We start from the raw sequence: 12,216 nt of genomic DNA, 5'->3' as shown, positions 1-12,216 counted from the left end.
TTCGGTTAGCGATGGGCGCTAGGTGCGGCTAGGGCACGGGCGGCGGCGACATCCGCATTGATCGCCGTTTTCAACGCCTCGAGGGAGGCGAAACGCTGCTCTTCACGCAGCTTTTGGTGGAAAACCACCGTCAAACGCCGGTCATACAGATCACCGGCAAAATCCAAAAGGTGAACCTCCAGGTGGGCCTTGCCATCACCTGCAACCGTGGGCCTGACGCCTATATTGGCGACTCCCGGCCACGATTGGCCGTCGATGTCGACGCTCACCAGGTAAACCCCGGTCAGCGGCACACGACGGCGCTTGAGCTGCACGTTGGCGGTTGGCGTGCCCAGTTGGCGCGCCAGCTTCTGGCCGTGCAATACCCGCCCGGCAATGCGGAACGGGCGACCGAGCAAACGCTCGGCCAAGGCGAAGTCGGCAGCGGCCAGGGCATTACGCACCTGGGTACTGCTCACGCGCAGGCCGTCCAGTTCGACGGTTTGCGCGGCTTCGACGGTAAAACCCTGGGTTACGCCGGCGTGCTGCAGAAAATCGAAATCGCCGACCCGATCACAGCCGAAACGGAAGTCGTCGCCGACCTCCAGGTGCTGTACGCCCAAGCCATCCACCAGGATACGGTCGACGAACTCGGCGGCGCTGAGGCTGCGCAAACGCTGGTTGAAGGCCAGGCACAGCACACGGTCCACGCCCTCCTCGGCCAACAGTTGCAGCTTGTCGCGCAAGCGGGCCAGGCGCGCTGGCGCCGTTTCCGGGGTAAAGAATTCCCGCGGCTGTGGCTCAAAAATCACCACGCAGCTGGGCACGCCCAACTCGACCGCGCGCTCGCGCAGCCGGGCCAGGATAGCCTGGTGGCCACGGTGTACACCGTCAAAGTTGCCAATAGTGGCGACGCAGCCCCGATGCTGGGGGCGCAGGTTGTGGAGACCTCGAACCAGCTGCATAACGCGCTTCTTGCTCATAAAGTGGTCGATTATAACCACACCCGGCCCCGGATCACAGGCAACAGCGCAGGGCAAAATGGATGGAATCGATAAAACACCGGTTTTATCGCGGCAAACTCGCTAACCCAGCGCCTTGCGATTGAAATCCCGCAGGCGGAAACCTTGCAGCAGCAACATCCCGAAGTACACCACCACGCCCGCCACCACCAGCACGCCCAGGCGCAAGAAACGCTCGAGCATATGGCCTTGATCCCAGGCCGGCATGAAGTGCATCAGGCCCAGCAATACCGCCGACATCATCGCCACCGCCACCAGCAGCTTGAGGGCAAACATGCCCCAGCCAGGCTGCGGCTGGAACATCTGCTGTTTGCGCAGTTGGTAAAACAGCAGGCCGGCATTGATACAGGCACCGGCGCTGATGGCCAGGGCCAGGCCGGCATGCGCCAGCGGGCCGATGAACACCAGGTTGAGCAGTTGCGTGACGACCAGCGTGAAGATCGCAATCTTCACCGGCGTGCGGATGTTTTGCTGGGCGTAGAACCCCGGCGCCAGCACTTTTATCACGATAATCCCAAGCAGACCGACCGAGTAAGCGATCAGCGCGTGCTGAGTCATCAAGGCATCGTGTGCGCCGAATTGCCCGTACTGGAACAACGACACCGTGAGTGGCTCGGCGAGGATTCCCAGGGCCAGCGAGCACGGCAACACCAGCACGAAGCACAGGCGCAGGCCCCAATCGAGAATGCGCGAGTATTCATGGCGGTCCTTGCTCGCGTAAGTACGCGCCAGCGTCGGCAGCAGAATCGTGCCCAAGGCCACGCCGAGGACGCCGGACGGCAGCTCCATCAAGCGATCGGCGTAGTACATCCACGACACCGAACCGGACACCAGCAATGAGGCGAACGCGGTGTTGATGATCAGCGAAATCTGGCTGACCGACACCCCGAGGATCGCCGGCAGCATATTGCGCATCACGCGCCAGACGCCGGTGTCCTTGAGGTTCAGGCGCGGCAACACGAGCATGCCGATCTTTTTCAGGTGCGGCAGTTGGTAGAGCAATTGCGCCAGGCCGCCGGCCAGGACGGCCCAGCCCAGGGCCATGACCGGCGGATCGAAGTAGGGCGTGAGGAACAGCGCGAAAATAATCATGCTGACGTTAAGCAGGGTCGGCACGAACGCCGGCACCGAGAAACGGTTCCAGGTATTGAGGATGGCGCCAGCCAGGGATGACAGGGAAATCAGCAATATGTAGGGGAAAGTCACCCGCAGCAGATCGGTGGTCAGCGCGAATTTTTCCGGCGTATTGGCAAAACCAGGCGCCGTGGCCCAGATCACCCACGGCGCGGCGAGCATGCCGATCACAGTCACCAGCATCAGCACCAGGGTCAGCAAGCCCGAGACATAGGCAATGAATGTGCGGGTCGCCTCCTCGCCCTGCTGCGTCTTGTATTCCGCCAGAATCGGCACGAACGCCTGGGAAAACGCGCCCTCGGCGAAGATCCGCCGCAACAGGTTGGGCAGTTTAAAGGCAATGAAGAACGCATCCGTGGCCATGCTGGCGCCGAAAATGCGTGCCAACAAGGTGTCACGCACAAACCCCAATACCCGGGAAATCATCGTGATTGAGCTGACGGCAGCCAACGATTTGAGCAGATTCATTGAAAGAGTTTGCGCCTATAGATAAAGAGCAGGCGAACTACGCGCCTACTTATGCGATACTGCGCGCCTGCAACAGCACAGCGCCAAAGCTCGCGAGTTTACAGGTCAAGCGCCGAAAATAAATCCCCCGCCTCTTCAGATCGACCACTCAGCAGTTCGCATCAACCGCCCTTGACAACCCATCAACTCATCGGCATGATTCGCGGCCTATTTTGTTTGCTATTTCCTAAAAAGTCTTTCGAGGAGCTCGACGGTGGCCAACACACCTTCCGCCAAAAAACGTGCAAAACAGGCTGAGAAGCGTCGCAGCCACAACGCCAGCCTGCGTTCCATGGTTCGTACCTACATCAAGAATGTAGTTAAGGCCATTGACGCAAAAGACGCTGAAAAAGCTCAAGCTGCTTACGTTCTGGCTGTGCCAGTTATCGACCGTATGGCCGATAAAGGCATCATCCACAAGAACAAAGCTGCTCGCCATAAAGGTCGCCTGAACGGCCACATCAAGGCTCTGAACCTTGCTGCTGCAGCCTAAGCGATAAACTGCCACGCAGGTTTACCTGCGTAACAGTTAAGAAATGCCCCGTACCGAAAGGTCCGGGGCATTTTTGTTTGGGCGCCATACATCTTTATTGCACGCACAAAAAAACGCCCCGAACCAGTCGGGGCGTTTTTGCTACCACCTGATCAAAACATCGATCAATGGTGATGACCGCCTTCACCGTGGACGTGGCCGTGAGCGACTTCTTCCTGGGAAGCGTCGCGGATGGCAACGATCTTCACTTGGAAGTTCAGGCGCTGGCCTGCCAGAGGGTGGTTACCGTCGACAGTGACGTCGTCGCCGTCCAGATCACGGATGGTGACGATCTGCATTTGGCCGTCCGGCGCGGAAGCGTGGAACTGCATGCCCACTTCCAGTTCGTCGACACCTTCGAACATGCTGCGGCTCAGGGTGCTGACCAGTTCGGCGGAGTATTCGCCGTAAGCTTCCTCAGGTTCTATGGCAACCTTCAGTTCATCACCAACTTGCTTGCCTTCCAGGGCTTTTTCCAGGCCCGGGATAATGTTGCCTGCGCCTTGCAGGTAGACCAGCGGCGCGCCGCCGGCTGAGCTGTCGATGACCTCACCAGCGTCGTTGGTCAGGGTATAGTCGATGGAGACAGCCTTGTTAGCGGCGATCGTCATGGGGCGAGACCTTTTGCATAAGAATGAAGAACGGACAAGTCTAAACAAGGATTTGCCCGAAAGCGAACAGAACCCGGACGGACGGGACCAATCAACGGCCGTCGTCATCATCGGATTCCACCAGGACGACGACCGGCACTGGGTTGCCGAGCTGTCCTGCGGCCACACCCAGCACCTGCGCCACCAGCCGCCCTGGCAATCGCGCGCCTGGGTGCTCGACCCCGCACGCCGCCTGGAAAAAATAGGCCAGCCCTTTGCCTGCGGCTGGTGTGCGCAGGAGCGCGAATAACGATAACCTTGGCGCCTGATTCCCGGTAGGCACTCAACCATAGAGCGCCACCGAAGCCATGCACCTCCAGAGAATTCGCATGCAGACTTTTTTTATCGCGCCCACCGATTTTGGTGTGGGTCTGACCTCTATCAGCCTTGGGCTGGTCCGCACCCTTGAACGTGCCGGGTTGAAAGTCGGCTTCTTCAAACCGATTGCCCAGCCGCACCCCGGCGACACCGGCCCCGAACGCTCCACCGAGCTGGTCGCGCGCACCCACGGCCTCAAACCGCCGCAGCCCCTGGGCCTGGCCCATGTCGAGCGGATGCTCGGCGACGGCCAGCTCGACGAGTTGCTCGAAGAAATCATCACCCTGTATCAGCAGGCCGCCGTGGGCAAGGACGTGCTGATCGTCGAAGGCATGGTGCCGACCCGCAGCGCCAGCTATGCGGCGCGGGTCAACCTGCACCTGGCCAAGAGCCTGGACGCGGAAGTGATCCTGGTCTCGGCGCCGGAAAACGAAGTGCTCACCGAACTCTCCGGCCGCGTGGAGCTGCAGGCCCAACTGTTCGGCGGCCCGAAGGACCCGAAAGTGCTCGGCGTGATCCTCAACAAGGTACGCACCGATGAAAGCATGGAGGCCTTCTCGGCGCGCCTCAAGGAGCATTCGCCGTTGCTGCGCAGCGGGGATTTCCGCCTGCTCGGCTGCATTCCTTTCCAGCCCGAACTCAACGCGCCGCGCACCCGTGACGTCGCCGACCTGATGAGCGCGCAGATCCTCAACGCCGGGGATTACGAAACCCGGCGCATGACCAAGATCATCATCTGCGCCCGCACCATGCGCAACACCGTGGAACTGCTCAAGCCGGGCGTGCTGGTGGTGACACCGGGTGACCGCGACGACATCATCCTCGCCGTCAGCCTGGCGGCGATCAACGGCGTGCCCCTGGCCGGCCTGCTGCTGACCAGCGACACCCTGCCCGACCCGCGCATCATGGACCTCTGCCGAGGCGCGTTCCAGGCCGGGCTGCCGGTGCTGTCGGTGAGTACCGGTTCCTACGAGACCGCGAACCTGCTCAACAACCTGAACAAGGAAATCCCCATCGATGACCGTGAGCGCGCCGAGATCATCACCGATTTCGTCGCCAGCCACCTCGATGCGCGCTGGCTGCACCAACGCTGCGGCACGCCACGGGAGATGCGCCTGTCGCCGGCAGTGTTCCGCTACCAGTTGATCCAACGCGCCCAGGCCGCCAACAAGCGCATCGTCCTGCCCGAAGGCAGCGAGCCGTTGACCGTGCAAGCCGCCGCGATCTGCCAGGCCCGCGGCATTGCCCGCTGCGTGTTGCTGGCCAAGCCGGCGGACGTCGAAGCGGTCGCCCGCGCCCAGGGCATCGAATTGCCCGAAGGCCTGGAGATTCTCGATCCGGACCTGATCCGCGAGCGTTATGTCGAACCGATGGTCGCGTTGCGCAAAAGCAAGAGCCTCAACGCGCCGATGGCCGAACAGCAGCTCGAAGACACCGTGGTGATCGCGACCATGATGCTCGCCCTGGATGAAGTCGACGGCCTGGTCTCCGGCGTTATCCACTCCACCGCGAACACCATCCGCCCGGCCCTGCAACTGATCAAGACCGCGCCGGGCTGCACCCTGGTGTCGTCGGTGTTCTTCATGCTGTTCCCCGAACAGGTGCTGGTGTACGGCGACTGTGTGATGAACCCGCACCCGAGCGCCGTCGAACTGGCGGAAATCGCCCTGCAGAGCGCCGATTCGGCGGCCGCGTTCGGTATCACCCCACGGGTGGCGATGATCAGCTATTCCAGCGGTGAGTCGGCCAGCGGCGAAGAGGTGGAAAAGGTCCGCGAAGCCACCCTGCTCGCCCATGAACAGCAAAGTTCGCTGCTGATCGACGGCCCGTTGCAATACGATGCCGCCGCCAACGAAACCGTCGCCCGGCAACTGGCGCCCAACAGCCTGGTGGCGGGCAAGGCCACGGTCTTCGTGTTCCCCGACCTGAACACCGGCAATACCACCCACAAGGCGGTACAACGCAGCGCCGATTGCGTCAGCCTCGGGCCGATGCTCCAGGGCCTGCGCAAACCGGTGAACGACCTGCCGCGCGGCGCCCAGGTCGACGACATTGTGTACACCATCGCCCTGACCGCGATTCAAGCCGCCAACCGACCTATGGATATCTAAATGCTGGATTTTCTACCTGCCGCCGTGCGCGGGGTAATCGCGTCGTTGCTGCTGGCGCTGAACACGATCCTGCTGTGTTCGTTCCTGTTCATCGTCGCACTGTTCAAGGCCCTGCCGTTCGCCAAACGTTTCAGCGAATGGCTGATGAACCACACCCATGAAGCCTGGATCAGCAACAACAAGGCGTGGATGAACCTGGTACGGCGCACCCGCTGGCACCTCAAAGGCCTGGAAGGGCTGGACTACCAGCACTCTTATCTGGTGACCAGCAACCACCAGAGCTGGGTCGACATCATGGTCCTGCAATACGTGCTCAATCGCCGCATTCGCCCGCTGAAGTTCTTTCTCAAGCAGGAACTGATCTGGGTGCCGGTGATTGGCCTGGCCTGGTGGGCGTTGGGCTTTCCGTTCATGAAGCGCTACTCCAAGGCCTACTTGGAAAAACACCCGGAGAAGAAAGGCAAGGACCTGGAAACCACCCGCAAGACCTGCGCTAAGTTTCGCGCCAACCCTGTGGGCATTTTCAACTTTGCCGAAGGCACGCGGTTTACCGTCGGCAAGCATGCGCAGCAGAAGTCGCCGTTTCGCTACCTGCTCAAGCCCAAGGCTGGCGGTATCGCGTTTGTGCTGGATGCCATGGGTGAGCAGCTCAAGTCATTGGTCAATGTGACCATCCACTACCCCGCCGGGCGCCCAGGCTACTGGGACTTGTTGTGTGGGAATGTGCAGGACGTGGTGGTGCAGTTCGAAGAGGTGCAGATTCCGGCCGAGTTCATTGGCAAGAATTATGAGCAGGATAGCGAGTATCGGCTGGCGTTCCAGGCCTGGATCAACCGGTTGTGGGAAGACAAGGACGCGCTGCTGAAACAGTTGCACACCGACTACCCAGGCCGCCACTGATCAAAAGGTGGGAGGGGGCTTGCCCCCGATAGCGGTGGTTCAGTCACCCGATGCTCTGACTGACACTCTGCAATCGGGGGCAAGCCCCCTCCCACATTCAACCGAGACGTTCTTGAGCATGTAAAAAGCCCGCCACCGAGTGATCGGTGGCGGGCTTTTTGTGGTGGCAAGGTTTATATCGCACCAAACACCGGCCGACTTGTTACTCGCAGAAACAAGTTCAACAGAAACCGCTATCCATTAAACACCACTCAGGCAATGCGCCCTCAGGTGGGCGCCAGACGCATGAATCAAGTGTCTACGCAGAATGCAATACCATCAGAAAACTTACGGAACCAACTTCATGAACATCTCGCCGACATCCGCACCCTATGTTCCATATTCGCTGCCCTCACTTCTAGTTAGTCGACTTCACCCAGGACGTGACCAGTCGACACCGGATGTCTACAGCAAGACATACGAAGACGGCAATCTAACGATCAGCGCAGATTACGATCTCCAGGAAGCCAATACTCCAGGCATACCTAAACGCGTCACCATTAATACGGGTAACGAAAACGACCGCATTCACATTCGCCTGGGCAGTGACAATAAGGTTACGGCAGATATCAACGGGGAAAGTTACCCGTTAAATCTGGAGAACGAAAAGGCCTTAAAAACACTCCTTATCAAAACCAACGGCGGCAACGACCGGGTCACTGTAGATGAAGACGTAAAAAACACCGTTGCGATCTACACCGGAGACGGTGACGATCACGTCAAGAGCGGAGGCGGCCTAACATTCGCATACCTGGGTAACGGTGATGATGAAGCGTCCTTGGGGAGTGGCGGGGGCATGCTTGAAGGACAAGGCGGCAACGACTTTCTGACCGGGGGACTAAGTCGGTATAACTCACTTGACGGCGGTGCCGGCAACAACATCATGAGGAGCGGAACAGGTGGTGGCCCCGATCAGGCGACTCATATCGCTGGCCGCGGGGACCGCGACACAATGACCTCACTTTCCGGAAGGTTCTCTATCACCAGTAGTGGCGGAGCCTCCTTCATCACCACCGAAGGCAAGGGCGACATTCGTATAGGCGGAGGCAAAAACACCATCAATACCACCTCGGAAGCAACCCTCTCAGAAAAAAGAGACAGTGACGTAATCACCCAAACTGATGTCCCTGCTCGCGAAGAAATTTAACCCTCAGACACACTAAAAAGCCCGTCGCGATTCACACGCTGACGGGCTTTTTTGCAGCTTGACGCTTAACGCTTAACGCTTAACGCTTATCAGCACGCCTATATCGCGCCGCGCTGACGCAACAGCTCCAGCACTTGCTTGACGCTGTCTTCCAGCGACAGGGCCTGGGTGTCGATCACCAGATCGGCATTCAACGGCACGTCGTAGGGGAAGGACTCGCCAGGGATGTTATCCCCACCGGCCGCGTACAAGCCTTGTGGATCGCGCTCGGCGCACACCAGCGGCGAAGCCTGCACGTAGACCGTCAGCAAGCGGTCGGCACCGATCAGTGCCTTGGCCTGTTCACGCCCTTCGGCATCCGGCGCAACGAACGCGGCCAGGGTCAGCAGGCCGGCTTCGTTGAACTGGCGCGCGACGTGAGCCGCACGACGCCAGTTCTCGGTACGCCCGACGCGATCCTGCGGCAAGCCTTTGTTCAGGTCGTGGCGCAGGTTCTGGCCATCCAGTACAAACACCGCGCGGCCCATGTCGAACAACTTGCGTTCAACCGCATAGGCCAGGGTGCTTTTGCCGGCGCCCGACAAGCCGCTGAACAACACGGTGGCCGGCTGCTGGCCGAAGCGCTGGGCGCGCTCTTCGGTGGCCACATGGGCCAACTTGCCGTGCTGCGCGGCGCTGCCGTGGCTGACCGGCGGCGCGATGATCATGCCCGCGGCCACGGTGCCATTGGTCAAGCGGTCGATGACGATGAACGCGCCGGTGGTGCGGTTGCTCGCGTAACCGTCCAGGGCGATGGCGGCGTCGAGGCTGACCTTGACCCGGCCGATTTCGTTCAACTGCAGCGAACTCGCCGGGCCTTCGGCCAGGGTGTTCACGTCCACGCGATGCACGATGCTGGTGATGGAACCCGGCACGTAGCTGGTGGCGCGCTTGATGTCGTATTTCTTGCCCGGCAGCATCGGCTCTTCGGCCATCCACACCAGCATGGCGTCGAAGGCGTCGGTCACTTGCGGCACGTTGTCGGCATGCACCAGCAGGTCGCCACGGGAGATGTCGATCTCGTCTTCCATGGTCAGGGTCACGGCCTGGCCGGGACCGGCGTGTTCCAGTTCACCGTCGAAGGTGACGATGGATTTGACGCGGCTGCTCTTGCCCGACGGCAGCACCACGACTTCGTCGCCCTTGTGGACGATGCCGCTGGCCAGGGTGCCGGCGAAACCGCGGAAGTTCAGGTTCGGACGGTTGACGTACTGCACCGGGAAACGCAGGTCGGTGTAGTTGCGGTCGTTGGCGATCTCGACGGTCTCGAGGATCTCCATCAGCGACTGGCCGGTGTACCACGGCGAACGCTCGCTCTTGTTCACCACGTTGTCGCCCTTGAGCGCCGACATCGGCACGAACGCCATGGTGCTCGGCTTGAAGGCGATACCGTCGGCGAACTTCAGGTAGTCGGCCTTGATCTGCTCGAATACGCCTTCGTCGAAGCCGTTGAGGTCCATCTTGTTGATGGCGACCACGATGTGCTTGATGCCCAGCAACGAGGCAATGAAGCTGTGGCGACGGGTCTGGGTCTGCACGCCGTAGCGCGCGTCGACCAGGATGATCGCCAGGTCACAGGTGGACGCACCGGTGGCCATGTTGCGGGTGTACTGCTCATGGCCGGGGGTGTCGGCAATGATGAATTTACGCTTGGCGGTGGAGAAGTAGCGGTAGGCGACATCGATGGTGATGCCTTGCTCGCGCTCGGCCTGCAGGCCGTCGACCAGCAGAGCCAGGTCGATGTCGTCACCGGTGGTGCCGACCTTCTTCGAATCGCGGGTGATGGCTTCCAGGTGATCTTCGTAGATCATCTTGGAGTCGTGCAGCAGGCGCCCGATCAGGGTGCTCTTGCCGTCGTCGACGTTGCCGCAGGTCAGGAAGCGCAACATTTCCTTGCGCTCGTGCTGGCCCAGGTAAGCGAGGATGTCCTCGCTGATCAAATCAGATTGATGCGACATGACAACCCCTTAGAAATAGCCTTGACGTTTTTTATCTTCCATCGAGCCGGCACCATCGTGGTCGATGACCCGGCCCTGGCGCTCGGAAGTTCGCGTCAGGAGCATTTCCTGAATGATGTCCGTCAGCGTCTCCGCTTCGGACTCCACCGCGCCCGTCAACGGGTAGCAGCCAAGGGTACGGAAACGGACTTTCTTTTTGACGATACGGGCTTTGTCTTCGTCGGACAGGTGCTCGAGGATGCGGTCGTCGTCGATCATGATCAACGTGCCGTTCTTCTCGATCACATCGCGCTCGGCGGCGAAGTACAGCGGCACGATCGGGATGCCTTCCAGGTAGATGTACTGCCAGATGTCCAGTTCGGTCCAGTTGGACAGCGGGAACACACGGATCGACTCGCCCTTGTTGACGTTGCCGTTGTAGACGTCCCACAGCTCCGGGCGCTGGTTTTTCGGGTCCCAGCGGTGCTTGCTGTCGCGGAACGAGTACACGCGCTCTTTGGCACGGGATTTCTCTTCATCGCGACGGGCACCGCCGAAGGCTGCGTCGAAACCATACTTGTCCAGAGCCTGCTTGAGGCCTTCGGTCTTCATGATGTCGGTGTGCTTGGCGCTGCCGTGGGTGAACGGGTTGATGCCCTGCGCCACACCGTCCGGGTTGACGTGGGTGATCAGGTCCAGGCCCAGTTCTTCAACCATGCGGTCGCGGAACGTGTACATCTCCTGGAATTTCCACTGGGTGTCGACGTGCATCACCGGGAACGGCAGCTTGCCCGGGAAGAACGCCTTGCGTGCCAGGTGCAGCATCACGGCGGAGTCTTTACCGATCGAGTAGAGCATCACCGGGTTGTCGAACTCGGCGGCGACCTCGCGGATGATGTGGATGCTTTCCGCCTCCAGCTGTTTCAGATGCGTCAGTTTGTCGACCATGGCTACTCACGGAAAAACGATCTTATGGACGGCCAGCGGGCCGTGTTCGAGCGAGGCATGCTAGCACAGCACCTGCTTCTATTCAGGGCGCCGACTAGATCGAAACGGTATATGGATATGCCCCGAGGTTTGGCGGCGATGGGCGGCCGAACCCTCCCAAAGGTGGGAGGGTGGTGTGCGTTAGATCGGGTTGGGACAATCGATGAACAAATGCTCCAGGGCGAAACGCCGCGCCAGGTAATCGCCCAACGCCTGCACACCGTAACGCTCGGTGGCGTGATGGCCGGCGGCGATAAAACTGATGTCGTTTTCGCGGGCGCTGTGGAAGGTCTGTTCGGAGGCTTCGCCGCTCAGGTACAGGTCGACGCCGGCCGCAATCGCCTGGTCGATGTAACCCTGGCCACCGCCGGTACACCAGCCGACGCGGCGGATCATCTCGCTGCCTTCGATCAGCAGCGGCTCGCGCCCCAACACGCTCTGCACGCGGTGGGCGAAGTCACGCGGCGACAGCGGCTCGGCGAGGGAGCCGACCAGCCCGACGATCTTGAGGTCGGCCGGGTCCAGCGGGCCTTCGACGGTGATGTCCAACTGCCGAGCAAGCTGTACGTTGTTGCCGACCTCGGCGTGCAGGTCCAGCGGCAGGTGGTAGGCCAGCAGGCTGATGTCGTGCTTGAGCAGGGTCTTCAGACGGCGCTGCTTCATGCCGGTGATGCACGGGTTCTCGCCCTTCCAGAAATAACCGTGGTGGACCAGCACCAGGTCGGCCTGGGCTTCGACGGCGGCGTCGAGCAATGCCTGGCTGGCGGTGACGCCGCTGACGATACGCATCACCTGCGGGCGCCCCTCGACCTGCAGGCCGTTGGGGCAGTAATCGGCAATTTTTGCGCTGCCAAGGTAGCGGTCCGCTTCCTCGACGAGGGTGCTCAAAGCAACGGCCATAAAAGACTCCTAAA

11 protein-coding genes are annotated in these 12,216 nt (G+C 60.6%); 5 read left to right on the top strand and 6 right to left on the bottom strand.

All coding sequences use genetic code 11. The annotated features are described in order from the left end of the window. Window positions 1-5 precede the first annotated feature (5 nt). Window positions 6-944: a bifunctional riboflavin kinase/FAD synthetase gene (gene ribF / locus NR164_RS18850; protein WP_017845491.1), complete on the bottom strand. Its 939-nt coding sequence runs from the start codon at window positions 942-944 to the stop codon at window positions 6-8. A gap of 120 nt (window positions 945-1,064) precedes the next feature. After that, complete coding sequence (gene murJ, locus NR164_RS18845; protein ID WP_057005756.1) at window positions 1,065-2,603, bottom strand: murein biosynthesis integral membrane protein MurJ; 1,539 nt, start codon at window positions 2,601-2,603, stop codon at window positions 1,065-1,067. Window positions 2,604-2,856: 253 nt separating this feature from the next. Between murJ and rpsT the strand changes: the two genes are divergently transcribed. Further along, window positions 2,857-3,135: a 30S ribosomal protein S20 gene (rpsT, locus tag NR164_RS18840; RefSeq protein ID WP_003215870.1), complete on the top strand. Its 279-nt coding sequence runs from the start codon at window positions 2,857-2,859 to the stop codon at window positions 3,133-3,135. Window positions 3,136-3,299: 164 nt separating this feature from the next. On the opposite strand, the gene NR164_RS18835 is transcribed toward rpsT, so the two are convergent. After that, window positions 3,300-3,785 carry a peptidylprolyl isomerase gene (locus NR164_RS18835; RefSeq protein WP_046384742.1) on the bottom strand — a complete coding sequence of 162 codons (486 nt, stop codon included), beginning with the start codon at window positions 3,783-3,785 and terminating at the stop codon, window positions 3,300-3,302. Between NR164_RS18835 and NR164_RS18830 the strand changes: the two genes are divergently transcribed. The 4 genes from NR164_RS18830 to NR164_RS18815 all read left to right on the top strand — a co-directional run bounded on the left by NR164_RS18830 (window position 3,784) and on the right by NR164_RS18815 (window position 8,339). Beyond that, window positions 3,784-4,074 carry a DUF3565 domain-containing protein gene (locus NR164_RS18830; RefSeq protein WP_046384743.1) on the top strand — a complete coding sequence of 97 codons (291 nt, stop codon included), beginning with the start codon at window positions 3,784-3,786 and terminating at the stop codon, window positions 4,072-4,074. The genes NR164_RS18835 and NR164_RS18830 overlap by 2 nt on opposite strands. 79 nt (window positions 4,075-4,153) lie before the next feature. Further along, a complete protein-coding gene (gene pta / locus NR164_RS18825; RefSeq protein ID WP_017845495.1) occupies window positions 4,154-6,253 on the top strand; it encodes a phosphate acetyltransferase in 2,100 nt (699 codons plus the stop codon). After that, on the top strand, window positions 6,254-7,153 hold the full coding sequence (locus NR164_RS18820; RefSeq protein WP_046384745.1) for an acyltransferase: 900 nt from the start codon (window positions 6,254-6,256) through the stop codon (window positions 7,151-7,153). Window positions 7,154-7,496: 343 nt separating this feature from the next. Beyond that, window positions 7,497-8,339 carry a hypothetical protein gene (locus NR164_RS18815; protein ID WP_079442828.1) on the top strand — a complete coding sequence of 281 codons (843 nt, stop codon included), beginning with the start codon at window positions 7,497-7,499 and terminating at the stop codon, window positions 8,337-8,339. 98 nt (window positions 8,340-8,437) lie between these two features. On the opposite strand, the gene cysN is transcribed toward NR164_RS18815, so the two are convergent. The 3 genes from cysN to NR164_RS18800 all read right to left on the bottom strand — a co-directional run bounded on the left by cysN (window position 8,438) and on the right by NR164_RS18800 (window position 12,202). Further along, the gene (gene cysN / locus NR164_RS18810; RefSeq protein WP_046488067.1) at window positions 8,438-10,336 is read right to left on the bottom strand and encodes a sulfate adenylyltransferase subunit CysN; all 1,899 of its coding nucleotides are present in this window, start codon (window positions 10,334-10,336) and stop codon (window positions 8,438-8,440) included. Between the two features lie 9 nt (window positions 10,337-10,345). Continuing rightward, window positions 10,346-11,263, bottom strand: a complete 918-nt coding sequence (gene cysD, locus NR164_RS18805; RefSeq protein WP_256823096.1) for a sulfate adenylyltransferase subunit CysD — start codon at window positions 11,261-11,263, stop codon at window positions 10,346-10,348. Between the two features lie 180 nt (window positions 11,264-11,443). Then, complete coding sequence (locus tag NR164_RS18800; RefSeq protein ID WP_017845498.1) at window positions 11,444-12,202, bottom strand: Nif3-like dinuclear metal center hexameric protein; 759 nt, start codon at window positions 12,200-12,202, stop codon at window positions 11,444-11,446. Window positions 12,203-12,216: the final 14 nt, after the last annotated feature.

It is taken from the genome of Pseudomonas sp. Pse79 (genome assembly GCF_024519615.1).
GTDB lineage: Bacteria > Pseudomonadota > Gammaproteobacteria > Pseudomonadales > Pseudomonadaceae > Aquipseudomonas > Aquipseudomonas veronii.
Note: the sequence above shows the minus strand (reverse complement) of the source record. Positions and strands in the feature narration are given on the sequence as shown.

Bases quoted from the DNA above. Each gene is read 5' to 3' on its own strand.
- cysD (WP_256823096.1), bottom strand. From the start codon at position 11,263: ATGGTCGACAAACTGACGCATCTGAAACAGCTGGAGGCGGAAAGCATC.
- NR164_RS18820 (WP_046384745.1), top strand. From the start codon at position 6,254: ATGCTGGATTTTCTACCTGCCGCCGTGCGCGGGGTAATCGCGTCGTTG.
- NR164_RS18815 (WP_079442828.1), top strand. From the start codon at position 7,497: ATGAACATCTCGCCGACATCCGCACCCTATGTTCCATATTCGCTGCCC.
- NR164_RS18800 (WP_017845498.1), bottom strand. From the start codon at position 12,202: ATGGCCGTTGCTTTGAGCACCCTCGTCGAGGAAGCGGACCGCTACCTT.
- NR164_RS18830 (WP_046384743.1), top strand. From the start codon at position 3,784: ATGGGGCGAGACCTTTTGCATAAGAATGAAGAACGGACAAGTCTAAAC.
- murJ (WP_057005756.1), bottom strand. From the start codon at position 2,603: ATGAATCTGCTCAAATCGTTGGCTGCCGTCAGCTCAATCACGATGATT.
- ribF (WP_017845491.1), bottom strand. From the start codon at position 944: ATGCAGCTGGTTCGAGGTCTCCACAACCTGCGCCCCCAGCATCGGGGC.
- NR164_RS18835 (WP_046384742.1), bottom strand. From the start codon at position 3,785: ATGACGATCGCCGCTAACAAGGCTGTCTCCATCGACTATACCCTGACC.
- cysN (WP_046488067.1), bottom strand. From the start codon at position 10,336: ATGTCGCATCAATCTGATTTGATCAGCGAGGACATCCTCGCTTACCTG.
- pta (WP_017845495.1), top strand. From the start codon at position 4,154: ATGCAGACTTTTTTTATCGCGCCCACCGATTTTGGTGTGGGTCTGACC.